At 46.3% G+C, this 26,501-nt stretch carries 23 protein-coding genes; all 23 read left to right on the top strand.

The annotated features are described in order from the left end of the window. The first annotated feature begins 7 nt into the window (after positions 1-7). The 23 genes from rnpM (at position 8) to yfmH (ending at position 26,501) form a co-directional block, all read left to right on the top strand. Positions 8-316: an RNase P modulator RnpM gene (gene rnpM / locus CS562_RS01985; RefSeq protein ID WP_053783828.1), complete on the top strand. Its 309-nt coding sequence runs from the start codon at positions 8-10 to the stop codon at positions 314-316. After that, positions 306-635, top strand: coding sequence for a YlxQ family RNA-binding protein (locus CS562_RS01980; protein ID WP_029880929.1), 330 nt, complete (start codon positions 306-308; stop codon positions 633-635). Before rnpM ends, CS562_RS01980 begins: the two co-directional genes overlap by 11 nt. Then, on the top strand, positions 628-3,210 hold the full coding sequence (gene infB, locus CS562_RS01975; RefSeq protein WP_076289529.1) for a translation initiation factor IF-2: 2,583 nt from the start codon (positions 628-630) through the stop codon (positions 3,208-3,210). The genes CS562_RS01980 and infB overlap by 8 nt, the downstream gene beginning before the upstream one ends. Positions 3,211-3,235: 25 nt before the next feature. Continuing rightward, a complete protein-coding gene (gene rbfA / locus CS562_RS01970) occupies positions 3,236-3,595 on the top strand; it encodes a 30S ribosome-binding factor RbfA (protein ID WP_062326091.1) in 360 nt (119 codons plus the stop codon). A 19-nt stretch (positions 3,596-3,614) separates the two neighbouring features. Continuing rightward, positions 3,615-4,592 carry a DHH family phosphoesterase gene (locus CS562_RS01965; RefSeq protein WP_099853261.1) on the top strand — a complete coding sequence of 326 codons (978 nt, stop codon included), beginning with the start codon at positions 3,615-3,617 and terminating at the stop codon, positions 4,590-4,592. Then, positions 4,586-5,509, top strand: coding sequence for a tRNA pseudouridine(55) synthase TruB (gene truB, locus CS562_RS01960; protein ID WP_076289531.1), 924 nt, complete (start codon positions 4,586-4,588; stop codon positions 5,507-5,509). Before CS562_RS01965 ends, truB begins: the two co-directional genes overlap by 7 nt. Positions 5,510-5,575: 66 nt before the next feature. Beyond that, positions 5,576-6,514 carry a bifunctional riboflavin kinase/FAD synthetase gene (locus tag CS562_RS01955; protein ID WP_063566432.1) on the top strand — a complete coding sequence of 313 codons (939 nt, stop codon included), beginning with the start codon at positions 5,576-5,578 and terminating at the stop codon, positions 6,512-6,514. 159 nt (positions 6,515-6,673) lie between these two features. Continuing rightward, a complete protein-coding gene (gene rpsO / locus CS562_RS01950) occupies positions 6,674-6,943 on the top strand; it encodes a 30S ribosomal protein S15 (RefSeq protein ID WP_056700672.1) in 270 nt (89 codons plus the stop codon). 252 nt (positions 6,944-7,195) lie between these two features. Further along, positions 7,196-9,298, top strand: coding sequence for a polyribonucleotide nucleotidyltransferase (gene pnp / locus CS562_RS01945; protein WP_063566373.1), 2,103 nt, complete (start codon positions 7,196-7,198; stop codon positions 9,296-9,298). A gap of 222 nt (positions 9,299-9,520) precedes the next feature. Next, positions 9,521-10,516, top strand: a complete 996-nt coding sequence (locus CS562_RS01940) for a polysaccharide deacetylase family protein (protein WP_257219306.1) — start codon at positions 9,521-9,523, stop codon at positions 10,514-10,516. 98 nt (positions 10,517-10,614) lie between these two features. After that, entirely contained in the window at positions 10,615-11,898 is a 1,284-nt protein-coding gene (locus CS562_RS01935) for a M16 family metallopeptidase (protein ID WP_076289533.1), read from the top strand. Continuing rightward, positions 11,858-12,304 carry a dUTP diphosphatase gene (gene dut, locus CS562_RS01930; protein ID WP_170867769.1) on the top strand — a complete coding sequence of 149 codons (447 nt, stop codon included), beginning with the start codon at positions 11,858-11,860 and terminating at the stop codon, positions 12,302-12,304. The genes CS562_RS01935 and dut overlap by 41 nt, the downstream gene beginning before the upstream one ends. A 227-nt stretch (positions 12,305-12,531) precedes the next feature. Continuing rightward, complete coding sequence (dpsA, locus tag CS562_RS01925; RefSeq protein ID WP_099853258.1) at positions 12,532-13,431, top strand: dipicolinate synthase subunit DpsA; 900 nt, start codon at positions 12,532-12,534, stop codon at positions 13,429-13,431. Further along, positions 13,428-14,024 carry a dipicolinate synthase subunit B gene (locus CS562_RS01920; protein WP_024630269.1) on the top strand — a complete coding sequence of 199 codons (597 nt, stop codon included), beginning with the start codon at positions 13,428-13,430 and terminating at the stop codon, positions 14,022-14,024. Before dpsA ends, CS562_RS01920 begins: the two co-directional genes overlap by 4 nt. Positions 14,025-14,447: 423 nt before the next feature. Continuing rightward, a complete protein-coding gene (dapG, locus tag CS562_RS01915; RefSeq protein ID WP_076289534.1) occupies positions 14,448-15,665 on the top strand; it encodes an aspartate kinase in 1,218 nt (405 codons plus the stop codon). Between the two features lie 47 nt (positions 15,666-15,712). Continuing rightward, on the top strand, positions 15,713-16,588 hold the full coding sequence (gene dapA, locus CS562_RS01910; protein WP_099853255.1) for a 4-hydroxy-tetrahydrodipicolinate synthase: 876 nt from the start codon (positions 15,713-15,715) through the stop codon (positions 16,586-16,588). A 477-nt stretch (positions 16,589-17,065) separates the two neighbouring features. Further along, the gene (locus CS562_RS01905) at positions 17,066-18,745 is read left to right on the top strand and encodes a ribonuclease J (protein ID WP_053783840.1); all 1,680 of its coding nucleotides are present in this window, start codon (positions 17,066-17,068) and stop codon (positions 18,743-18,745) included. 215 nt (positions 18,746-18,960) lie between these two features. Further along, complete coding sequence (locus CS562_RS01900) at positions 18,961-19,734, top strand: ClpP family protease (RefSeq protein WP_373561665.1); 774 nt, start codon at positions 18,961-18,963, stop codon at positions 19,732-19,734. Next, the gene (locus CS562_RS01895; RefSeq protein ID WP_063566367.1) at positions 19,731-19,961 is read left to right on the top strand and encodes a YlzJ-like family protein; all 231 of its coding nucleotides are present in this window, start codon (positions 19,731-19,733) and stop codon (positions 19,959-19,961) included. The genes CS562_RS01900 and CS562_RS01895 overlap by 4 nt, the downstream gene beginning before the upstream one ends. Before the next feature lie 90 nt (positions 19,962-20,051). Further along, positions 20,052-22,793 carry an FtsK/SpoIIIE family DNA translocase gene (locus CS562_RS01890; protein ID WP_099853253.1) on the top strand — a complete coding sequence of 914 codons (2,742 nt, stop codon included), beginning with the start codon at positions 20,052-20,054 and terminating at the stop codon, positions 22,791-22,793. Between the two features lie 186 nt (positions 22,794-22,979). Beyond that, entirely contained in the window at positions 22,980-23,810 is an 831-nt protein-coding gene (gene sleB, locus CS562_RS01885) for a spore cortex-lytic enzyme (protein ID WP_099853251.1), read from the top strand. A 126-nt stretch (positions 23,811-23,936) separates the two neighbouring features. Then, positions 23,937-25,217, top strand: coding sequence for an EF-P 5-aminopentanol modification-associated protein YfmF (gene yfmF / locus CS562_RS01880; RefSeq protein ID WP_099853249.1), 1,281 nt, complete (start codon positions 23,937-23,939; stop codon positions 25,215-25,217). Positions 25,218-25,220: 3 nt separating this feature from the next. After that, on the top strand, positions 25,221-26,501 hold the full coding sequence (gene yfmH / locus CS562_RS01875; RefSeq protein WP_099853246.1) for an EF-P 5-aminopentanol modification-associated protein YfmH: 1,281 nt from the start codon (positions 25,221-25,223) through the stop codon (positions 26,499-26,501).

Below are 26,501 nucleotides of genomic sequence, written 5' to 3'. Positions count from 1 at the left end.
CTAACGTATGAAAACTAAAAAAGTACCGCTGCGCAAATGTGTGGCGTGTCAGGAAATGATGCCCAAAAAGCAGCTGATCCGTATCGTTAAAACGCCAGAGGATGAAGTGCTGATCGATTTGACTGGCAAAAAGTCCGGACGTGGTGCTTATTTATGCGGCAAAGAGTCCTGTTTTAAGCTTGCACTCAAAAACCGGTCTTTGGATCGGGCGCTCAAGGGCAAAGTCTCACCGGAAATTTATGAGCAATTGGCAGCTGATTTCGTTGCGGTAGAGGACGAATTCATAGCAGCACAGGAGCGTGAACATGATGAATAATAAAACATTGTCTTATCTGGGACTCTCCATGCGTGCAGGCAAACTTGTAACAGGTGAAGAAATTGTACTTAAAGCGATCCGTTCTTCCGAAGCTAAAATGGTTATTGTTGCGGGTGACGCCTCGGCCAATACACAAAAGAAATTTCGCGACAAATGCGGGACATATAAAGTTCCACTGGTGATCGGATTTGACCGGGATAGTCTGGGTTCAAGTATCGGTAAAGAAACGCGGGTTGTTCTTGCAGTAACGGATCGAGGGTTTGCAAAAATGATCTCCAAGCAAGTCGGTATAATGTCGGAGGTGGAGTATATTGAGTAAACAGGAAAACAAGGATAAATTGCGAGTTTATGAATATGCGAAGTCCCTTAATATGAGTAGTAAAGAAATTATAACCATTCTTAAAAAGCTGGATATTCCCGTAAACAATCATATGAGTGTCATGGAGAATGGTTCAGTCGGTAAGGTGGAACAATTTTTTAAAGATATAAAATCCACTGCCGCTTCCAAACAAAGTAACGAAGCAAAATCCGTTGCTACTTCGTCAGTGCGCAGTGACAAAACAGTGGACAGCAACAAGCCGGCCGGCGGAGTGAACACGCCGAATAGCAGCAACCCATCCGGTAGTCCCGTACAAACAAAAATACAACAGGAAAAGCAGGTAGGTATGAACAATAGACCAAATTCCAACAATAACAATGGCTCCCAAAGACCTAGCGGCCAAGACAGCCGCAACAGAACGAACTCTTCCCAAGGCTCAAGCCAAGGAGGACAATCAAGTAATCGTCCAAGACCAGCTCAAGGTGGACAAAGCAGTACAGCATCCCGTCCGCAAAGTACGGGTCAACGTCCAGCGAATAGTGGTGGCGGTCAAACAAGAAGCGCAGGACCGAACAGCGGTGGCAACACTGGCACTGGCGGCAACCGTACTGGTGGCCAAGGACAGAGCTCAGGACAAGGCCAACGCAGAGGCGGCCAAGGTAATTCCGGCAATAACAACAATAGCGGCAACCGTTCAAACAGCGGTGGCGGTGGACGTCGTTATGACGACAACCGTGGCGGCAACTTCCGCGGTAATCGTGGTGGCAAGAACAATCGCAACAGAAATCAACAACAGTACCAACAACGTGAGAAAATTGATAACACACCTAAGAAAATCATCGTACGTGGTGACATGACTGTTGGTGAAACAGCGAAGTTGCTCCATAAAGATGCTTCTGAAGTTATCAAAAAACTCATTGCAATGGGTGTAATGGCAACGATTAACCAAGAGCTTGATATCGAAACAATCCTGCTGCTTGCTGGAGAATTCGGTGTTGAGGTTGAAGTGAAAATTGTCCTTGAAGATGACCGCTTCGAAACACTTGAAGAGAATGATGATCCTGCTGACTTGCAGTCCCGTCCTCCGGTAGTTACGATCATGGGTCACGTTGACCATGGTAAAACAACATTGCTTGATGCGATTCGTTCAACGAATGTAACGGGTGGAGAAGCAGGCGGTATCACGCAGCATATCGGTGCTTATCAAGTTGAAATTAACAACAAAAAAATCACGTTCCTGGATACACCAGGTCACGAAGCGTTTACTGCTATGCGTGCACGTGGAGCACAGGTTACGGATATTACAATTATTGTTGTAGCTGCAGATGACGGTGTTATGCCACAAACGGTTGAGGCGATTAACCATGCCAAAGCTGCTGGACTGCCAATTATCGTAGCTGTCAACAAAATTGACAAGCCGGGTGCAGATGCGGATAAAGTAAAACAAGAATTGACCAACTATGAACTCGTTCCGGAAGAGTGGGGCGGTGACACCATCTTTGTTAACGTTTCGGCGAAACAAAGAATTGGTCTAGAAGGTCTGCTTGAAATGATCCTGCTCGTTGCAGAAGTGAACGAGTACAAAGCGAACCCGGACAAACGTGCCCGTGGTACAGTGATCGAAGCCGAGCTGGATAAAGGACGTGGCCCAGTTGCCCGTATTCTCGTACAGCACGGTACATTGAAAGTCGGAGATGCTTTTGTTGCAGGTAACTGCTTCGGTCGTGTACGTGCGATGGTGAATGACAAAGGTCGCCGTTTAAAAGAAGCTGGACCTTCAACACCTGTAGAAATTACGGGTCTGACTGAAGTTCCAGGTGCGGGAGATCCGTTCATGGTGTTTGAAGATGAGCGTAAAGCGCGTTCTATCGCCGACAAACGTGCCATTACACAACGTGAATCCGATCTGGGTACAAACACACGTGTGACATTGGATGATTTGTTCCAACACATCAAAGACGGTGAAATCAAAGACTTGAACGTAATTATCAAAGGTGACGTACAAGGTTCGGTTGAAGCATTGAAAGGTTCCCTTGCGAAGATCGAAGTTGAAGGTGTACGCGTGAAGATTATTCATAGCGGCGCTGGTGCAATCACAGAGTCTGACATCATTTTGGCTGCAGCATCCAATGCCATCGTGATTGGTTTCAACGTTCGTCCTGATAATCAGGCGAAAGCGACTGCAGATCAAGAGCAAGTAGACATTCGTCTGCATCGCGTTATCTACAGCGTTATCGAAGAAATTGAACAAGCGATGAAAGGCATGCTTGATCCGATTTACAAAGAAAAAGTAATCGGTCATGCTGAAGTTCGGAGCACGTTCTCCATCAGTAAAGTCGGCACCATTGCTGGATGTATGGTTACCTCGGGTAAAATTACGCGTTCCGCGGAAGCACGCCTGATTCGTGATGGCATCGTCCTTTACGAAGGCAAGCTGGATTCCCTGAAACGTTACAAAGATGATGCCAAAGAAGTAGCCCAAGGTTACGAGTGTGGTATCACGCTGGATAAATACAATGATCTCAAAGAAGGCGACGTTATCGAAGCCTTCATTATGGAGACAGTACAACGATAAGCAAGGAAGCATGAGGTGAACAACGATGGCTAAGATTCGTACAGGTAGAGTGGGCGAGCAGATCAAGAAAGAATTAAGTCTGCTCATCCAGTCTGAACTGAAAGATCCTCGTATCGGCTTTATTACCGTAACGGGAGTCGAAGTGACAGGCGACTTGTCGCAAGCCAAAGTTTATCTGAGTGTCTTTGGTGAACAGGAACAAAAGGATAACTCGCTTAAAGCGCTGGCAAAAGCAAATGGATTTTTGCGTTCAGAACTGGGCAAGCGTATCCGTTTTAGACACGTTCCCGAGTTGATATTCAAGATTGACGAATCTATTGCATATGGCAGCCGAATTGAGAAGCTGCTTGGTGATATCGGTACCGACAAGAACGAATCCGAGTAACAGAATAAAGGAGACGGCAATGCACACTTATGAACAGGCGCTTCAGGACGGAAAGCAATTTCTGCTGGAGCATGATGATTACCTGGTCGTGTCGCATGTACAGCCGGACGGTGACGCAGTCAGCTCGACGGTAACGGTGGGCTGGCTGCTGTCATGTCTGGGCAAGACATTCACGATGATTAATGAAGGTGAAATTCCACAACGCATGAACTTTCTGTGGGAAGCTGGCAAGATCGTGAACATGACCGAACAACCACCGGCGCGGAAATATAAAGCGATTATCTGTGTGGATTGTGCAGACTTTTCCAGAGTAGGCCTGACTCGTCATTATTTTGAAGATGATGCTGTTATTTTAAATATTGATCATCATCCAACCAATGACGCGTATGGAACAGTAAACATCATTAAGCCAGACGCAGCAGCAACGGCTGAAATTCTGTTTGATTTCCTCAATCTTTTCCCAGTGAATTGGAATAAAGATGTGGCTACAGCAGTCTATACAGGATTGCTAACAGATACAGGTGGATTCCGCTATGCGAATACGAGTCCTAATGTGATGACCACTGCATCCAAATTGCTTGAACATGGTGTGAATGGACCTTATCTTGCACAGATTTTGCTTGAGCAGGTTACGCTCCCACAAGTCCGTATATTGAATCAGGCACTCTCAAGCCTGCAAATGACTGACGATGGCAAGATTGCCTGGGTGGTCATTACGCCTGAAGACATGATTGCTTGTGGAGCGGCTAATGAAGATCTTGAAGGGGTAGTCAATTACCCGCGTAACATTCAAGGTGTGGAAGTGGGCATCTTTTTTAAAGTAATCAATGACAATGCGGTGAAAGTATCTCTTCGGTCAGCTGGGAAGGTTGATGTCGCCTCGCTTGCACAGAACTTTGGTGGAGGCGGACATGTACTTGCAGCTGGATGTCGCGTAGAGGGCAAGTTGGAAGATATCGTCGAACTAGTGCTGAAGCAGGTGAATGCTCAATGGTAAAACCATTTGAAGGTGTACTTCCAGTGTATAAACCAGCGGGATTTACTTCTCATGATGTTGTGGCTAAAATGCGTCGCATTCTCAAAATGAAACGTATTGGTCATACAGGCACATTGGACCCGCAAGTTACTGGCGTACTACCGCTTTGCCTAGGACGGGCAACACGTGTGGTGGAGTACATGCAGGAGCTTCCCAAGGAATACCTGGCAACGCTACGACTGGGTCTGTCTACTGACACGGAGGATATGACAGGTGAAGTTATTGAACGGTCGGAGACAGCTGTTGAGGTGACACAGGAGCAGGTTCAGCAGGTGCTGGAGCAATTCCTGGGCACCATCTCACAGGTTCCACCTATGTATTCCGCGGTCAAAGTGGATGGGAAACGTCTCTACGAGCTTGCTCGTGAAGGAAAAACGGTAGAGCGTAAGAGTCGTGAAGTTACGATCTATGAACTGGAATTGACAGGAATTGAGAATCAAGGCGACACTACGGATATATCGTTCCGTGCTTTATGTTCCAAAGGAACCTATATTCGAACGTTATGCGTGGATATCGGCAAAAAATTGGGCTATCCGTCCACCATGCTACATCTGGAGCGTACGATATCGGCTGGAATCTCTGCTGATCATTGCCTTCATTTTGAAGAAGTGGAACAACGCATGATCGATGGAACGTTAGCCGAGGTGCTGATTCCGGTTGATGAAGCTATCTCTTCCATTCCAGCACATACGGTGGGTGCGGATCAGGCCAAGGGAGCCCTTCAGGGCCAGAAATTATCGGCGCGTTTGCTCGAACCGCCTGCAGAGCAACCTGGTCTACTGCGGTTATATGATCAGGATGGGACGTTTCTGGGGATATTTGAGCGGGATGAATTGAAAGCAACGGTGAGAGCTGTTAAAGTCTTTTTACCGGAATAAAGAGGTTCCTGGTTTGAGTGGTGGTACTCAAGCCTGGCCTATCAAGTGAAATGCAGGTGAATGATTGTGAAAACCGTAATGCTAACCTATCCGCAGACGTTACAATCGGCTGTTCAGGGCACACATCCCCAAGTGCTTGCGATCGGTCAATTTGACGGGCTGCATCTCGGACATGCAAGTGTCATTTTGTCAGCTGTCCGCATTGCACGCGAAACGGGCATGCAGGCAGCGGTGATGACCTTTCATCCTCATCCGAAGGAAGTTATGCGCAAAGGGGATTACGAGGGTTATTTAACTCCCTTGAGAGATAAAGAAGACATCCTGGCAGGGATGGGTGTAGACGTACTCTATGTGGTCGAATTCAATGAGGAGTTCTCAAGATTGACGCCACAGCAATTTGCACATGATCTGCTGCTTCCGCTTCAGACTCGAACAGCGGTAGTTGGTTTTGACTTCCGCTTCGGTCACAAGGGAGCAGGGGATGAGCAGCTTCTTCGCACATTGGGAGAAGGTGAAATGACGGTCGAAACTGTGCCTCCATTCCTGTTAAATGGTGAGAAGGTAAGCAGTTCTCTCATTCGTGGCCTGTTGAAGCGTGGAGAAATGGACGAAGCCAGCCAATGGCTCGGACGACCTTATAGTATCAGGGGAATTGTAATTCATGGAGAGAAACGTGGGCGAACCATTGGTTTTCCTACCGCTAACCTTGAACTTACGGATCATTATGTTACGCCAGCGAAAGGTGTTTACGCTGTTCGTGTGCAGTATGGGGAGCAGGAACTGCGCGGCGTCATGAACCTTGGTGTGAAACCTACCTTTCACGAAAACGGGATGAAACCTACGTTTGAGGTGCACTTGCTTGATTTTGATGGGCAGATATATGACCAGGAATTAAAGGTTGATCTCGTTCATTACATTCGTGCAGAGCGAAAATTTGACTCGATTGATGCCTTGATCAGTCAGATTCGTGAAGATGCATTAACCGCCGCCCGTCTGTTATCCTAAGGTCCAGGACAAAATACATGTTTACATTTACTTTGTCTGGGCAACTATGATATAATGTACTACGTTGTCGTTTGAGACAACACATAACCTTGGCTTGGTTACTTGCTCTCACCGGCGGTGACGAGGCTAATGGCGATTATAATGAAGGAGGTGAATAGGATGGCATTGACTCAAGAACGTAAACAACAACTGATCGACGAGCACAAAACTCATGAGTCCGATACTGGATCACCTGAGGTGCAAGTTGCTATCCTTACGGAAAACATCAGAAGTTTGACAGACCACTTGCGTACGCATAAGAAAGACCACCACTCACGTCGTGGACTTTTGAAAATGGTAGGTCAACGTCGTAAGCTTTTGGCTTACGTGAAAAACAAAGATGTTAAACGTTACAGCGCACTGATCGAAAAACTCGGATTGCGTCGTTAATTATCGTACATGTTTTCAAAATCAACCTGGCTGTTATCCGTCATTCCTTTGTCTAAAAGGACAAGCGGAGCTTACAGCCGGGTTGTTTTGTAGATGAACATGTTGCCATATATTTGTAGCTGATGGCTCCGCAAGGAGCTTTTGTTTTGCAAGTGAGCATGCTGCTGTGGAGTTAATGAATGCAGGACAAGCAGGAAATACTGTGAAAATGCAGAATCCATTGTGTTAGGAACGAATAAAAGGAGGGATTTCATGGAACAGCGTGTTGAAATGCAGCTTGGTGGAAGAACGCTTACGCTTGAAACAGGGCGTTTGGCCAAGCAGGCTAATGCTGCCGTTAAGGTAACATACGGGGATACCGTTGTATTGTGTACCGTGACAGCATCAAGTGAGCCTAAAGATCTGGACTTTTTCCCATTAACGGTAAACTATGAAGAAAGATTGTATGCCGTAGGTAAAATCCCAGGTGGATTTATTAAACGTGAAGGCAGACCAAGTGAGAAAGCGATTCTTTCGAGCCGTTTGACAGACCGTCCGATTCGTCCTTTGTTCCCTGAAGGTTTCCGGAATGATGTACAAGTTCTGAATATCGTTATGAGTGTGGATCAGGACTGCGAACCGCAAATTGCTGCCATGATCGGTACATCGGCTGCACTGAGCATTTCAGATGTTCCATTCAGCGGACCGATTGGTGGCGTAAAAGTTGGACGTATTAATGGTGAGTTCATCATCAACCCAACGATTGCACAGCTTGAGGTAAGTGAGATTGAACTCGTTGTTGCAGGAACCAAAGATGCCATTATGATGGTTGAAGCGGAAGCGAACGAAGTTCCGGAAGAAGTAATGCTGGAAGCAATCATGTTCGGACATGACGAGATCAAGAACATTGTTGCAGTCATTGAACAACTCGTACAAGTGGCCGGTAAAGAAAAAATGGCAGTTAAATTGCATGCCGTTAATGCTGAAGTTAACAGCAGTGTACGTGAGTTCGCCAGTGCTCGTCTGGTTGAAGCTGTTAAAATTGCTGAAAAACATGCACGTCAGGATGCAATCGATCTTGTGAATGACGAAACCGTTGCTCACTTCGAAGAGAAGTATATTGAGACTCCAGAACTGCTCAAAGATGTGAAAGAAGTGCTGCACGATATCGTTAAAGAAGAAGTGCGTCGCCTAATCACTCATGATAAAGTTCGTCCGGATGGACGTGGACTCGCTGAGATCCGTCCAATTGAATGTGATACTTCCCTGCTGCCACGTACTCACGGTTCAGGTTTGTTCACTCGTGGTCAAACACAGGCGCTCAGCATTTGTACACTTGGTGCACTGGGTGATGTTCAAATTTTGGATGGAATCAGTCTTGAAGAAACGAAACGTTTCATGCATCACTATAACTTCCCACCGTTCAGCGTAGGTGAAGCTCGTCCATTGCGTGCTCCAGGCCGTCGCGAAATCGGACATGGTGCACTGGGTGAACGTGCTCTTTCCAAAGTAATTCCTTCCGAAACAGACTTCCCATACACGATTCGTCTGGTATCCGAAGTATTGGAATCTAACGGTTCAACTTCACAGGCAAGTATCTGTGCCAGCACATTGGCTATGATGGATGCAGGTGTACCAATCAAAGCTCCGGTTGCGGGTGTAGCTATGGGTCTGATTAAAGACGGAGATCATGTATCCATCCTGAGTGATATTCAAGGTATGGAAGATCACCTCGGTGACATGGACTTCAAAGTAGCAGGAACACCTGATGGTGTAACAGCAATTCAAATGGACATCAAAATTGATGGAATTGATCGTCAAATTTTGTCTGAAGCATTGGCTCAAGCCAAAGAAGGTCGTATGCACATCTTGAGCAAAATGACCGAAGTGATGAAAACTCCACGTGAGCAGTTGTCACAATATGCCCCTAAAATTACAACCATGCATATCAATCCGGACAAAATCCGTGATGTTATTGGTGCAGGTGGTAAAATTATCAATAAAATCATCGAGGAAACCGGTGTTAAAATTGATATTGAACAGGATGGACGTGTCTTTATCGCCTCTTCTAACCAAGAGATGAATGATAAAGCTAAATCGATCATCGAAGGCATTGTACGTGAAGTACTGGTCGGCGAGATTTATGTAGGTAAAGTAAAACGTGTTGAGAAGTTTGGTGCATTCGTTGAAGTGCTGCCGAACAAAGAAGGTCTGGTACACATCTCACAATTGTCCACAGAGCGTGTTGCTAAAGTGGAAGATGTTGTTGCTATCGGTGATTCCATTACGGTAAAAGTAACGGAAATTGACCCACAAGGCCGTATCAACTTGTCCCGCAAAGCCGTATTGACTGCTGAAGCTCCAGCTCAATCATAGGCTGCGTGCCATCGTTTTTTTGAAAAGATAGATTGAATGAAGAGACAGAATGTGAATTTCTGGCTCTTTTTTTAACGTTTAAATATCTTTATGACATCGATTGTCTACTCATAAGGCCTTTGAATCCAGCTTTGTAGATACTTTACATGAACAGCTTGTTTTATTCATATTCTTGCACTTGTCCTCATATGATGGGGACAAAGACGGCGGGAGGATGGAGCTGTGGGAAACCAATCCAAAAAGCTGGCGGCTGTTCTGGTAGGTATGGCAGCTGTCATACTGGTCGGACAAGTGGGCAGTGTACGTACATACATTACGGAAATTCGTGATGGACCAGGCACGCAAAATGCATTTGATATGTTCAAAGAGGCAACCGGAGAAGATCAGCTGTTGTCGGCGATCCGGGATAAAGCGGCCGAAACGAAAATCGCTCCGGTAAATGCCAGAGTGGATCGGGTCTGGAAAGCGATACCCGGGTATAACGGAATAGAAATTGATGTGGAAGCCACGTATCGCAAAGCACTTGGTGGCACGCTGAATACCAAGATAGCGTATGTCTATCGGCAGACTGTACCTGAAATCCAACTTAAAGATTTGGGTGCACACCCGATTTACCGGGGGAATGCCGAGAAACCAATGGTATCTTTCATGATTAATGTAGCGTGGGGCAATGAATTCATTATCCCAATGCTAGATACGCTTGACGCCGAAAAAGTCAAAGCTACTTTTTTTCTGGATGGAAGCTGGTTGAGCAAAAACGAGGAACTGGCCAAGGAAATCCAAAAGCGTGGACATGAGTTATCGAATCATGCATACTCACATCCGAATATGAGTCGGTTGAGTACGGAGCGAGCCAAGCTGGAAATCAGTAAAACCCAGGACCTGCTCAAACAAAAGTTGGGTGTGGAGAACCATTGGTTTGCTCCACCTTCCGGTGATTTTAATCAACAAACGGTCGACATTGCTTCCGGCATGGGACTTCAAACGGTACTTTGGACACTGGATACGGTGGATTGGCGCAAACCAAGTTCTGCTTCTGTTGTAGCCAAGATCGCCAAAAACGTAGAAGCCGGTACATTAATTCTGATGCACCCCACGGCTGCTTCTTCAGGAGCTTTAAAAGGTATGATTGATTCCATACGGGCCAAGGGTTTGACGCTTGGAACCGTTAGCGAAACACTGTCATCCGAGCGCGTGAAGGGATCAGCGGTTGAGTGAATGATGTTTTTTTGTTACTATCAAACAGTTGGAACCAAATGTCGATTTCAATTTTGCGTTGAAATCCAGGCAATTATAGAGATGTAGGAGGGCCAACCGTGAAAAAAATTCAGCTGGGCAATGGCCTCAGAGTTGTCATGGAACAGATTCCGACCTGTCGTTCCGTGTCATTTGGAATATGGGTCAAGACAGGTTCTCGCAATGAGCAGCCTGCAAGCAACGGAGTGTCCCATTTTATTGAGCACATGCTGTTCAAAGGAACGGATCGTTATGATGCCAAAGCGATTGCGGAGCAATTTGATGCCATTGGTGGTAACGTGAATGCGTTCACTTCAAAAGAATACACTTGTTATTACGCCAAAGTATTGGATGAACATCTGCCAATAGCTGTAGATGTGTTGTCCGATATGTTCTTCCGCTCTAAAATGGATGATGGTGAACTGCTCAAGGAGAAAAACGTCATTCTGGAAGAAATATCGATGTATGAGGATACGCCGGATGACATGGTCCATGATCTTATGGCTTTGGCCGCCTATGGTGAGCATCCGCTCGCTTATCCGATTCTGGGTACAGAAGAGCGTCTCAAGGCGATGGACTCCAGCCATTTGCGTGCATATATGAAGGAGCACTACACGATTGAGAATACCGTTATTAGTATTGCAGGTAACATTGATGACAGTGTGATTGATTTGATGGAAAAGCATTTTGGTGCTTTTGATGTCAACGGTGTAGCTGAACAAGTCACACTGCCTGCATTCCAGAGCGGACAACTCTTTCACAAAAAGAAAACGGAACAGAATCATATCTGCATCTCGTTCCCGGGATGTAAGATTGGAGATCCGCTCCAATTCGCCATGGTCGTGTTGAATAATGCGATTGGCGGAGGCATGAGCTCCAGACTCTTCCAGGAAATTCGGGAGAAACGCGGCCTTGCTTATTCCGTTTACTCGTATCATAGTTCCCATGCGGATAGTGGACTCTTCACCATCTATGCAGGTACAGCGCCGAAACAGACGAAAGAAGTTCTGGATCTGACCAAAGAGGTTCTACACGATCTGGCTGTAAATGGATTGTCTGAAGATGAACTTCGTAAAGGAAAAGAACAGCTGAAAGGAAGTCTGATCCTCAGTTTGGAAAGCACGGGCAGCCGGATGAACCGTCTGGGTAAAAACGAGCTGATGCTGGGCAGACACCACACGCTGGACGAAATGATTGCCAAAATTGAAGAAGTAACGATGGACGATGTTGATGCTGTGCTGGACCTGATGTTTGCAGAGCCATTTGCGCTTGCTATGGTCGGTGCTTCGGATCGTACGATCGCTGGATTAAGAAGGGATGATTTTGTTGCATTACGTTCAAATTCAAAAGTTACCGGGCAATGAAGATATTAAGTTGCCTCAAAAAATGTCAGAGCTGGCCTCCGGCTTTGATGTAGTTGCGGCATTACAAGAAGAGGTTGTATTGCAGCCGGGACAGCGTACGTTGATTCCTACGGGACTCGCGATGGCAATGCCTGCTGGATTGGAGGCACAGGTTCGCCCTCGTAGCGGTCTCGCTTTCAAACATGGGATTACGTGTCTGAACACACCTGGCACCATTGATGCCGATTATCGCGGTGAGGTTAAGGTACTTCTGATTAATCTGGGTCAGGAGCCATTCACCATTGTACGTGGGGAGCGAATTGCCCAAATCGTCTTTCAAACCGTTCCTGCAGTTGAATTAACCGAAGTCGCTGAACTGTCGGAAACTGTACGTGGAGAAGGCGGATTCGGTCATACCGGAAAATAAATGCTCTGAAACTAAGTTGTAAATAGGAGCATCTTCTGTAATTAGAGCTTTAAAGTTTGATTTACTGAGCATGTTCTCGAAGAGTCGTCCCTGAGGGGCGGCTCTTTTTTCTTTTTTTGAACGATAGAGACAATGTTTTCTTTGCATGCTTCAATTTTAATGTTTCACCCCCCTGTGGGCCACTGCATACGATAAGGCATACATGTGGTGAAAGGAGTGACGTCCCGATGCTGACCGGTGTCCGGATTATAGTCCTGGGCGGAGATGCGCGGCAGCTTGAAGTCATTCAAAAATGCGCAGAGCTGGATGCTACGGTAAGTGTGGTGGGCTTCGACAAGCTGGAGCGTTCCATACCGGGTATCGAACACCAGGAATTGGAGGACGATGTATTTGCTTCGGCAGATGTGCTGGTGCTTCCTGTGGTCGGGTGTGATGATCAGGGTAAAGTGAGCACTTCGTTCAGTGATACACCGATTTTTCTGAAAAAGGAACATGTTGCGGCATTGCCGGAGCATTGTATTGTGTTAACAGGTATGGCGAAGCCTTTTTTACGTGATTTGTGCCGGGAAAATGGTCTACGGCTTGTTGAAGTACTCGATCGTGATGACATCGCGCTCTACAACTCCATTCCGACTGCTGAAGGCGCAATTGCTATGGCGATTCGGGAGACGGACTTCACGATCCACGGCTCGGAATGCATTGTGCTTGGCTTGGGTCGAACAGGTTTCACAATGGCCAAAACGCTTCAGGGACTTGGGGCAAATGTACGGGTGGGAATCAGGCGCGAAGAGGATGCTGCTCGAGCAGCCATAATGGGCTGGAAGCCTTTCATGACAACGGATTTGGCCGCTCAAACCGGGGAAGTTGACTTGCTTTTTAATACGATACCGACTATGATAATCACAGCACAAATCCTGTCCAAAATGCCGCAAAAAGCAGTCATTATCGACCTCGCATCCGCTCCTGGCGGCTGTGATTTCCGATATGCCGAAAAACGCGGTATCAAAGCGCTACTTGCGCCTGGCCTCCCCGGCATTGTTGCTCCCAAAACGGCTGGCGGCATTATTGCCGACGTGTTAATCCGTTTGCTTTTGGAAGAACAAAACGCACGGGAGGTTGAACAATGAACTGGCAGGGAAAAACGGTAGGTTACGCAATTACAGGTTCTCATTGTACGTTTGAAGAGGTTATGCCGGTGATTAGCCGCTTCGTGGCCGAAGGTGCCAATGTTGTCCCGATTATTTCCAATTCGGTTCTGACTACGGATACACGCTTTGGGACCGCGCAAAATTGGCAAAAACAGTTGAAAGATATAACGGGGAATGATATCATTTCTACAATTGTTGAGGCAGAGCCGTTAGGGCCTTCCAAGTTGCTCGATGTGCTCGTAATTGCTCCATGCACAGGCAACACGACGAGTAAACTGGCTAACGCCATGACGGACAGTCCGGTTTTAATGGCAGCCAAAGCCCAGATGCGAAATCAGCGTCCGCTGGTACTCGCCATTTCCACCAATGATGGCCTTGGGTTGAATGCTGCGAACATCGCCAAACTGCTGGTGGCCAAATATCTGTATTTTGTGCCATTTGGGCAGGATGATCCGGTGAAAAAACCGAACTCGTTAGTGGCCAAAATGGAGCTCATTCCGGAGGCATGCTGGAGTGCGCTTGAAGGCAAACAGTTACAGCCAATGATTGTGCAGCGTTCTGCACAGGCTTGATAGTTCTTGGGTCCGCCGTAACATTAGTTTGTTTATAGACATGGTTCTGTACAGACTTAGTTAAGGGGATAACGGTTATTCGCTTGAAGAAATGAAGATGGTTCGAGAGACAAAGAAAATCATGAGGGACGTTATGCTGGCATAAACAGCTACCTGTGTCCACGTTCCTTTCATTAAAAGGGAATTCCTGCTTGCAACGATTAGGTTAGGCAAGCGGGATCAGTGCACGGGGAACGTGTGCGACATGATCTCGATAACAACCGCGGCCTTCATATGGGATTGTTTCACTAATCTTTGATGAGGAGCGGCATGAAATGCCGTATAAAATGCTGAAATTATCGCATCGGAACGCTCCCTAGGGTGATCCATTTGTTGATTTGACCCGTGTCCAGTCTTCTTGCGTACACAAATGGAGGAATAAAGATGCGCATCATGGTACAGAAATTCGGAGGTACATCTCTCTCTACCGTTCAGGCGAGAGAGCATGTGCTCCGTCATGTTAAACGTGAACTTGAAGCAGGATTTAGTCTGGTCATTGTTGTGTCAGCGATGGGTCGCCGTGGTGAGCCTTATGCGACTGATACGTTACTGGACTGGGCTGCACAGAACGGAAATGCACTCTCCGCACGCGAAAAGGATTTACTGCTGTGCTGTGGTGAAATTATTTCTGCGACGACTTTAAGCAGTCTGCTCGAACATGAAGGCATTCCAACTACAGTGCTGACCGGTGCACAAGCAGGTTTTGTGACGGACGACAATTTCGGGAATGCCCGAATTTTGGATGTCCGTCCTGTTCGTGTGCTGGAGCAGCTACAGAGTGGGCGTGTTGTCATTGTTACAGGGTTCCAGGGGCAGACCGAAAATGGTGACTTTACGACCCTTGGTCGTGGAGGAAGTGATACGTCAGCCACAGCTCTTGGTGCAGCATTACACGCTGAGATGGTGGACATATACACGGATGTAAATGGAATACTGACAGCAGATCCACGTATCGTGGAGGACGCTCGTCCGTTGACTGTTGTGAGTTATGCCGAGATATGTAATATGGCCCATCAAGGAGCCAAAGTAATTCACCCACGTGCAGTCGAGATTGCGATGCAATCCCAGATTCCAGTGCGTGTGAGATCTACCTTTGCAGATAGTGAAGGGACGCTGGTAACGCATCCAGAAGGATTCCAGGATGTGCAGACAGGCATTGTCGACCGATATGTAACAGGGATTGCCTATGTAAGTAATGTTACGCAAATAACGGTGGAAGTGCCGGGTGGTGCAGATCGTTTGCAGCTGAAAGTGTTTAAAACGATGGCTGAAAATTCGATCAGCGTAGATTTTATTAATGTTACCCCTCTGGGGGTTGTCTATACCGTTTTCGATAGTGATTCCGAGAAAGCTATACAGGTACTGCAGGAAATTGGTCTTAAACCGCAAAGTCTCTCCGGTTGTGCCAAAGTTTCCGTCATCGGCGGAGGTATCAACGGAGTGCCAGGCATTATGGCACGGATCGTGGAATCCTTGACTCTTGCGGACATCCAGATCCTGCAATCTGCAGATTCCAATACAACGATTTGGGTACTTGTGAAAAAAGAAGATATGGTTCAAGCTCTGAGGGCACTTCACGCCTCATTCGAACTTCACTTGTAGTACTTTGAAGTCAGCGGAGCCGGACCTGTTTTGAAGGAGGAATCGAATTGGACTTTGGAAGATTGATTACAGCAATGGTCACTCCGTTCAACGAACAAGGGGAGATCCATTGGGAGGAAACTGCACGTCTGATTGATTATTTGATTGATGATCAAAAGTCAGAGACGCTCGTTATTTCAGGAACAACTGGAGAATCTCCCACGCTTAGCGACAAAGAAAAAGTAGAACTATTCGAATTCGCGGTAAAACATGCGGCTGGACGGTGCAAAATCATTGCTGGAACGGGTAGCAATAACACCGCTCATTCAATCCATCTGACTCAGGACGCTGAACGTGCTGGTGTAGATGGTGTTTTGCTGGTTGTTCCTTATTACAACAAACCAAGTCAAGAGGGAATGTTTAGACATTTTGAAGCGATCGCGAACGCGACGAAACTGCCAATTATGTTGTATAACGTTCCTGGACGTACAGCAGCTAGTCTTTCGGCTGCAACAACGATTCGTTTGGCACAGATTCCTAACATAGTAGCTACGAAGGAATGTGTATCGTTGGAGCAAGTCACGCAGATTGCTGCGGGTGCACCGGGACATTTCAGGGTGTATTCCGGTGACGATGCTTCTGGCTTGCCAGCCATTGCTGTAGGTGCTTACGGGATCGTTAGCGTTGCTAGCCATGTGGTAGGCGCTGAGATGAAACAAATGATTGATTCCTACTTCGGTGGTGCACCTGTACAGGCGGCTCAGATACATCAGAAGCTGTTTCCGGTGTTCAAAGGTCTATTTGAGTGCCCACAGCCTTTACCGAACCCTGTAGCGGTGAAATACGCTCTGACATTACGTGGTCTGAACGTAGGATCTGTACGCCTGCCGCTTATAGCTGCAACAGAGGATGAGCAAGGCTTTATTCGTACCTTGTTCAACTAGCAATAATACGATATTGAACTGATTCGTTAACTTTTATAGACCCATAGAAATTGCAGAAGAACCGCTCCTCATTTAAGAGGAGGCGGTTCTTTTTTTTGACGACGATGGTTAGGTTTCTTTTCACAACTGGAGGCAAACCTAGAGGTTAACGAGAGAGTGACTTGTTTTTTTTGTTTTTAATCATGTATAATGATGTCAAGTGACTGGGTGCGGTATTTTTTTGAAATTGAAAGCGACATCGTTTCTTGGTGTAGCTTTGTGGTGAAAAAGGAAGGAACGGCTAAGAAGGATCATTTCAAAATCCATCTTGTTGGTGAAGGGGAATAACTTCGAAGAACTTCTTCCAAATATCGTGAATAAAGGTGCTCTTTTGCATTCATCCCTATTTACGGGCATGGGTGTGATGGACTGCTTTTCTTAACTTACAATAAAATAATAAGGTACGACGTCCAACTACCATAGGAGGTTTAGATTCATTTGTCTAAGAAAAATAACAACGATAAACTGATGATTTTTGCTTTGGGCGGCGTAGGCGAGATTGGTAAAAATATGTACGTCATCCAATACGCGAACGACATTGTAGTCGTAGATGCTGGTCTTAAATTCCCGGAAGAAGATATGCTTGGAATCGACATCGTCATTCCTGACATCTCTTATCTAACTGAAAACCGTGACAAAGTAAGAGGTATTATTTTGACTCACGGACATGAGGATCATATTGGTGGTCTGCCATATGTTCTGAAACACTTGAATGTTCCTGTATACGGAACAAAGCTCACTCTCGGACTTGTGGAGAACAAGCTGAAAGAAGCCAATTTGCTGGGTGAAACAAAACGCATTCTGATTGATGCGGATTCCGAGATTCAACTCGGCTCTGTATTGAAAGCAACGTTCTTCGCTACTAACCATAGTATTCCGGATTCCGTCGGCGTATGTGTCGAAACACCGGAAGGCGCTGTTGTTCATACAGGTGACTTCAAATTTGATCACACTCCAGTAAATGGTCAATATGCAGATCTCCAGCGTATGGCACAGATCGGAACCAATGGCGTACTCGCCCTCTTGTCCGATAGTACCAACGCAGAGAAACCTGGATTTACACCTTCGGAGAAAAATGTGGGTATCGTTCTGGAAGATATCTTCCGTAAAGCAAGCCAACGTGTCGTTGTAGCAACATTTGCTTCCAACGTACACCGGATTCAACAGGTTATCAATGCAGCTGAAGTAACTGGACGTAAAGTCGCAGTTATTGGACGCAGTATGGTAAATGTGGTGGGTATTGCTTCTGAACTGGGTTACCTTGAGATTCCAGACGGCATGATCATTGAGCCGGAAGAAGTAGGCAAAATGGCTGCTGACCGTGTAGTAATTCTCTGCACAGGTAGCCAAGGCGAGCCAATGTCAGCATTGACACGTATGGCTCGTTCCACTCATCGTAAAGTAGATATTTTGCCTGGTGATACAGTAATTATTGCTGCAACTCCAGTTCCAGGTAATGAGAAATATGTAGGCCGTACGATTGACGAACTGTTCCGTCTGGGTGCCAACGTGCATTACAGCGGTGCAAACAGTGGCGTTCACGTATCCGGTCACGGTAGTCAGGAAGAGCTGAAACTGATGCTTAACCTGATGAAACCGAAATATTTCCTGCCGATTCACGGTGAATTCCGTATGCAGCGCCGTCACGCGGTATTGGCTGAATCTGTAGGTATTGATCCAGACAACATTTTCATTACGGATATCGGTGAAGTGGTTGAAATTCAAGGCGGAGCAGCACGCAAGGCAGGTAAAGTTACTGCAGGTAACGTGTTGATCGACGGCTTGGGTGTAGGTGATGTAGGTAACATCGTATTGCGTGACCGTAAATTGCTGTCACAGGATGGCATTCTGGTTGTCGTGGTAACACTGAGCAAACAGGATGGCAAAATTGTTTCCGGTCCAGACATCATCTCCCGTGGATTTGTCTATGTACGCGAATCGGAAGGACTGCTTGATGAAGCCAATCGCATTGTCAGCAGCACACTGCAGAAGTTGATGAGTGAGAACGTTAACGAATGGGCTTCACTCAAAACGAATGTTAAAGATGCACTCGGACGCTTCTTGTATGAGCAAACTCGTCGTAGACCGATGATTTTGCCAATCATTATGGAAGTTTAAAATAAATCAAACAAAAACATAAATTCAGGCACACAGTCGCCCCTTCTCTACGAGTAATATTGGACGGTTCCTCGTAGAGAAGGGGCTTTTTTTGTTGTTTTCTGGCCCTACACCAGATTGTGGAGAAATTGATGAATAATCGGGTATAAGTCAGCTGGAACATTCCCCATACTAAGGAAATACATTACATGTTTCTGGAGAAGGGGAGTAATCGAATGAGCGAATACATGAAAAACAAGCAAACACCGAAATCGGAACAACCGGGCACCGAGGCACCGGAAGTGCCTGCACAAGAGGAAAAGGGTATGTCACCTGTAACGGAGGCTATTCAGCAATTTGGACAGACGCAGTCACCTGCAGCTGAATCGAACATTTTCTGTATGACCATTATCGGTCAGGTGGAAGGGCATTTAATTTTACCTCCGCAAAACAAAACAACAAAGTATGAACACCTCATTCCTCAGCTGGTTGCAGCAGAGCAGAATCAGCGAATCGAAGGCATTTTGATCATTTTAAATACGGTAGGAGGAGATGTGGAGGCGGGCCTGGCTATTGCCGAAATGATTGCTTCACTTAGTAAACCTACGGTTACCGTCGTCATTGGAGGAGGGCACAGCATTGGGGTTCCGATCGCGGTTGCCTCAACCTATTCCCTGATTGCGGGTAGTGCAACAATGACCATTCATCCGATCCGTATGAACGGACTCGTGATAGGCGTGCCTCAGACGTTTGAGTACATGGAGAAGATGCAGGAACGTGTCGTAAGATTTGTTACATCGCACTCCAATATCTCTGAAGAAATGTTCAAGGAACTGATGTTTAAAACGGGTGAACTCAACCGCGATATCGGAACAGCTGTGGGTAGCGCTGATGCAGTTAAATATGGATTGATGGATGCCGTAGGCGGGATCGGACAGGCCATCGCTCAGTTGAATCAACTCATAGGAGACAAAAGACAGACGCTGCAGGCAGGAGGCTATACCCAATGACACTTTACACAGTGATGCCACCTGAACTGCTGTGGTCAGGGATGTGGAATGAAGGAGAAGACACCCGTGAGATCAAGATGAACGGATTATTGATGCAGGTCAGACCTGTTAATGAAAATGAGGCTGTTATAGTACGTTTACTTGAATGCCCCTTGGAAGCTTATCTGAATCCCGCTAATATGCCCGGATCTATCGTTCCACTTTCGGGTAACCCGGGACCAACATAACGCGACCAAATAAGACAAATTGAGCAGAAAAAGAACATATGTACGGATTATATTTGTATGGTATAATATTCTTCTGGGGGTGACCTGATTTTGGCCAGAAGAAAAAAGAGGAAAAAAAAGGCCGCAGCTTTTAGCGGCGTTTTAAAATATGAAATTTACGGCATTGTGCTTATAACCCTTGCCGTCATTGCTTTGTCGGGTGAAGCAACCGTAGGGCGCTCGCTTTCCAAGATGTTTGGGTTGATGCTTGGCAAGTTCTATTTTGCGATTCCGCTTATAGGGATCTATTATGGCTTAATGGTGATGATTCATCGAAAATGGCCGAGCGGCTGGACAACGCGCAAGACAGGGCTCGTATTGCTGGTGTTTGCTTTAACACTGATGAGTACCGTCTCTGCCATGCACCAGAAACTTATACCAGTTGGAGCCCTGGAGCCAGGTGCTGTACTTACACAGATACATAATGATATGCAAACCGAGTTGCTCACGCCTGCTGCGCCAGGCGAACGGGATTCGATGCTCAATAAGGACATTAGCGGCGGTTATATAGGAGCGGCGCAGTTTGCCTTGTTCTTGTGGTTGTTTGGCAGCTTGGGAGCCCGATTGATTATGATCGTCATGTTCGTTATCAGTTTCATGTTGATTACCAATCTTTCTTATGTCGATCTGATTCGCATTTTCAGAACGAAGATATGGGATGCAGGTAGTGCGATGTACAAAAAGCTGGAGGCTAGACCAGCAGCACGTGCTACTTCAAGCTCTGCGAGCAAGAAAAACGGGAATGTTCGCAAAGTGGTACCTGTTCCAGTAGACGACGAGGAAGATGATGACGATTACGATGATCTGCAGAATCAACAGCTACCGAAACGAAAAGCACCGATTTTTTTCCAACTCTTTGGAAAATGGGGTTCTGATCGGGAACGGACGAAGGCTGAGCGTGGAGTGGACGAGGATGATTCTTTAGACGCGGAACATGTCGTCTACCGTGCGGAGCAGGAAACTCCTGCGGATTCATGGCATGATGAGCCAATCATCGCATCCGATGTAATGGCTCCTGCAGCAGTTCCTGTGCAATCAAGACCTAATTCGGCACCAATCATTCGTGACTTCTTTGAACATGTCAGATCCGAGGATGCTGGTAAAGATGATGATCTGGATGATGCGTATCCTTTCCCAGATGATCTAACGGATAACATGCAGGCAGAAGAGCCTCCAATCAAGATCTCAGATGAACTTGTGGATAACAATGAGTGGCCTGAAGCGGCGGATGCTGGAATAGCTACGATGGATGCTGTTGAGGGTAGTTCGGACGTTGGGTCTACGTTGAGTAATGGGGCTCAAGGTTCGGTTGTTTCAGATACGGAGGGGCAGGAAGTGCAGCCAGTTAAGCCACCACCACCTCCTCCGAAACCTTATAAACTTCCGTCATTCAGACTTCTTTCCAAGCCTAACAATGGAGGTAAGGGTGGCGACCAGAAGGATTACATGCAGACTGCACGCAAGCTGGAAGCAACGCTGGAAAGCTTCGGTGTTCGTGCCAAAGTACTTGAAGTAGTCAGAGGCCCTGCTGTTACACGTTATGAGATCCAACCGGATATTGGTGTGAAGGTTAGCAGAATTGTAAGTCTGACAGACGATATTGCTTTAGCCCTGGCGGCTAAGGATATCCGAATGGAAGCACCAATTCCCGGCAAATCCGCAATTGGTATTGAAGTACCTAATGGAGAGGTATCCGTAGTAACAATGCGGGAGGTTATGGAGACTGCCACATTCCAGGAAGCCGAATCCAAAGTGACCATTGCATTTGGACGAGATATCTCTGGACAGACGATCATCGGTAATCTGGCTCGTATGCCCCATTTGCTGGTGGCTGGTGCGACGGGTTCAGGTAAATCAGTATGTATCAATGGTATTATTACGAGCATCCTGTACAAAGCGAAGCCAGATGAAGTGAAATTTTTGATGGTCGATCCCAAAATGGTCGAGCTAAACGTATATAACGGTATTCCGCATCTGATGGCACCGGTCGTAACGGATCCTAAAAGGGCCTCACTTGCTCTCAAGAAGATCGTTGTTGAGATGGAGAAAAGATATGAGTTGTTCTCCAAATCCGGTACACGTAACGTTGAAGGTTATAACAATCTGATGAAAGACAACCCAGCGGCGGTTTTGCCTTACATCGTTGTTATCGTGGACGAGCTGGCTGACCTCATGATGGTTGCCGCCGGTGACGTGGAAGATGCGATTGCTCGATTGGCTCAGATGGCGCGTGCAGCGGGTATCCATCTGATCATTGCCACACAGCGCCCTTCTGTGGATGTTATCACTGGTGTAATCAAAGCCAACATTCCGTCCCGGATTGCCTTTGGTGTATCCTCTCAAGTGGATTCTCGAACCATTCTGGATATGGGTGGGGCCGAGAAGTTGTTGGGCCGAGGAGATATGCTGTTTATGCCTATGGGAGCTTCGAAGCCGGTTCGTGTACAAGGCGCTTTCATGAGTGATGAGGAAGTTGAAAATATCGTGAATTACGTGCGTGGTCAAGGTGAAGCGCAGTATGACGAATCCATTGTTCCTGAGGTGGATGATTCCGTTCAGGCAGCAGAAGAAGTGCAGGATGAGTTATATGAACAAGCAGTACAGATTATTTTGGAGGCGAAGCAAGCTTCCGTTTCTCTATTGCAGCGCCGAATGCGAGTGGGTTACACGCGCGCAGCACGTTTGATTGATTCCATGGAGGCCCGAGGTGTGATTGGTCCTTACGAGGGCAGTAAACCAAGGGAAGTATTGATCTCACTGGAACAGTATCAACAGAATAAAATAAGCTCGTAATACACATATGTGTAAAAGATCCAAGCCCTTAACCTTACTGGTTGAGGGCTTTTTGCATGCCATTTGACTGAAGATTTGCCATGATGTCCAATGATCGGAGGATTTGGTGCATAGGAACGAAGTATGCTTGTCATAATAACCTTAGCGATTCTGTTAATCCCACAAGAGAAAGGTAGAGCACAGTCGATGCGAAAAATGAACATATGGCTTTTCACTGCTATTTTGCTGATGTCCGCATTGGGAATTCGTTATTTGCTTCCTGGGAATACAGCAACCGAAAGTCCAAACCCAAGTACCCCGCAAGTCGAAGAGCAGTCGTTACCCACCTTTAGCACCAATGCTGTGAAATATGGAAGTTACGGTCAGGATGTATACGAGCTTCAAGGCCGGCTAAAATATTTGGGATTTTACAATGGTAAAATTGACAGTAATTTCGGCAGCACCACATTGAAATCAGTAAAATGGTTTCAATCGGAATTCGGCATGAAGGCAGATGGTGTGGTTGGAGCCAAAACCAAGCTGAAACTTTACAATGCTTCAAAACAATGGTCGCCAACAGAAACACCGTTGCATAAGGATCAAACCTCAGGAGGTAGTGGCAACAATAACAATACTGCGGATAAAGAGCAGGACAATATGGGCTCTGCCAATTCCATGGGATTGTCAGAGAACGAAATCAAAATTATGGCTAACGCGGTATATGGTGAATCTCGCGGAGAGCCATTTGAAGGTCAAGTGGCAGTAGCGGCAGTTATCCTGAATCGTGTGAAATCGCCGAGTTTCCCGAACACACCATCAGGAGTGATTTTCCAGCCGGGTGCGTTTACTGCCGTTGCAGACGGCCAGATTTATCTGGAACCGAATGCTCAAGCTAAAAAAGCAGTTGAACAGGCGATGAATGGTTGGGACCCATCCGGTGGATGCCTCTATTATTTTAATCCGAAGACAGCTACATCCAAATGGATCTGGACACGTCCTCAGGTAAAAACAATTGGGCAGCATATATTCTGTATGTGATGATCTTGGAAGCAACCAGAAGGCGTGACTTCGGTTGCTTCTTGCCTTTTGAATGGGTTAAAATGGTTGTTACGTTTAAGCTTCACTTATTGCATGATAAATGACGCCGTAAAGGGGTTTTGACATTTGAATACATCAGGATTTGAACGAGGAAACCGGAAAGAATTCCGCATACATGTTCTTCCTACGAAACGTTTTAAGACATTTGCGATCTCGCTTTACGCAGGGGTTCCCCTGCAGGAAGATACGGTTACCAAAGTAGCCTTAACACCTTTCGTACTTCGGCGCGGGACCGAATCCTATCCGGAAACAACGCAATTTCGTGAACAATTGGAACATTTGTATGGAGCGGGTTTTGGCTTTGATGTCTATAAACGTGGCGATTACCAGATTGTACAGTTCCGTATGGATACCATTAATGATTCCTTTGTTGGCGGAGACGAGCAGCTGTTGGATCGTTCTTTTGCTTTTCTAGGTGAGGTCCTCACACGCCCTGCACAGGAAAATGGACATTTCAGAACTTCTTATGTACAAGCTGAGCGGGAGACTGTTCGCAAAATGCTGGAGTCCATCGTCAATGACAAGATGCGTTATGCTGCGGAACGTAGTATTGAGGAGATGTGTAAAAACGAACCTTACCGCTTGCACCCGCTTGGTGAACGCAAGGATTTGCCGGGCATTGATCCAGATACATTGACAGCTTCGTATCAGGAATGGTTGCAGCAGGCAAGTATGGACTTGTATGTGGTGGGCGACACCACGCTGGAAGAGGTAGAGAATCTGGTTCAGCGTTATTTCAATGTAGAACGAGCGACCTCTTCTGACTATCATACACAGGAAGCTATTCGTGGAGATAAAGAAGTGGAAACCGTTGTAGAACGGCTTAATGTTAATCAGGGTAAGCTCAATATGGGGCTTCGCACGTCTATCACTTATGGTGACCCTCAGTATGCAGCTGCTTTGATGTATAACGGCATTCTCGGAGGATATCCTCATTCCAAGCTGTTTGTTAATGTTCGTGAAAAAGAAAGTCTGGCGTACTATGCCTCTTCGCGTTATGACGGGCATAAAGGGATTGCAACGATCCAATCCGGGATAGAAATCCCCAACTACGAAAAAGCCGTCATGATTATCAAGCAGCAGCTGGATGAAATGAAGAATGGGAATATCACTGACCTGGAGATGTCCCAGACCAAGGCGATGATCCGTAATTTGCTCAAGGAAATGCAGGATTCTGCATTTGAGCTGATTGCTTATGATTTTAATCGACAATTATCCGGCAAAGAACGGACCGCCGAGGAACTGCTGGCCCAAGTAGAACAGATCAGCAAAGAAAATGTTCGTGAGGCGGCAGAGAAATTCCGTCTGGATACGATTTATTTCTTGCGTGATGAGAAGGGGGAATAGTCGGTGGAGAGCATAACATACGATCGTTTGCAGGAAACGCTGTATTATGAAGTGATGGATAACGGGCTGCATGTTTATATTCTGCCTAAACCGGGTTTCCAGAAAACATATGCCACATTTGCAACCAAATACGGCTCGGTGGACAATCATTTTAAGGTTGAAGGACAAGAGGAAGTGAAGGTTCCTGACGGAATTGCTCATTTTCTGGAACACAAAATGTTTGAAGAACCAACAGGAGATATTTTCGCTACATTTGCTTCTCATGGAGCTTCTGCCAATGCTTTTACCAGTTTCGATCAGACGGTTTATTTGTTTTCGGCAACGGAACATGTCAATGAAAATATACAAACATTAGTTGATTTTGTGCAAAATCCTTACTTCACCGATCAGAATGTGGAAAAGGAAAAAGGGATCATCGCACAGGAAATTAATATGTATGCGGATAATCCGGATTGGCGCGTTTATTTTGGCCTGATTGAGGCGATGTATCAGAAACATCCTGTGCATATTGATATCGCCGGAACCGTTGAATCCATTGGTACTATAACCAAAGAAACGTTGTACACGTGTTACAACTCTTTTTATCATCCAAGCAATATGCTTCTGTTTGTCGTGGGTGGAGTAGATCCGCAGGAAGTGATCGATATGGTTCGTTCGAACCAGGCGAAGAAAAATTACAAGCCTCAAGGGAAAATCGAGCGGATTTTTGAACCGGAACCTAAGCAAGTGGGCGAAGCTAGACGTGAATCCAAATTGGCCGTTTCCCTGCCCAAATGTTTGTTTGGTTTTAAGGAAACTGAAGTGGGACTTACTGGAGAAGACCTGCTGCGCCGGGATATGACAACTAAACTAATGATGGATCTGTTATTTGGTTCCAGTACCCCGCTATTTCAAAAATTGTACGATGAAGACCTGATTTCGGACAGCTTTGGGCATGAATATAACAGTTCGCCGCAATATGCTTTTTCTGCTATTGGCGGGGATACCAAAGACCCGGATCAACTGCTTGCGCGTATTCGTGAAGAAGTCGATGCTATTGTGGAAAAGGGATTTGATGCAACCGACTTTGAGCGCGCACGCAAAAAGAAAATAGGTGGATATTTGCGTATGCTCAATTCACCAGAAAACATTGCGAATGAATTCACGCGTCAGCAATTCCGTGGTGGTGATTTTTTCAACATGCTCTCGTTGTATGAATCGCTCACACTGGAAGAGGTAAACCTTAGATTGAAAGAGCATATTCGTTGGGATCAACTGGCGATATCGCTTGTCGTGAGTCCTTAA

The organism is Paenibacillus sp. LK1 (assembly GCF_002750415.1).
Taxonomy (GTDB): domain Bacteria; phylum Bacillota; class Bacilli; order Paenibacillales; family Paenibacillaceae; genus Paenibacillus; species Paenibacillus taichungensis.
This window is presented reverse-complemented; position numbering and strand designations above follow the sequence as displayed.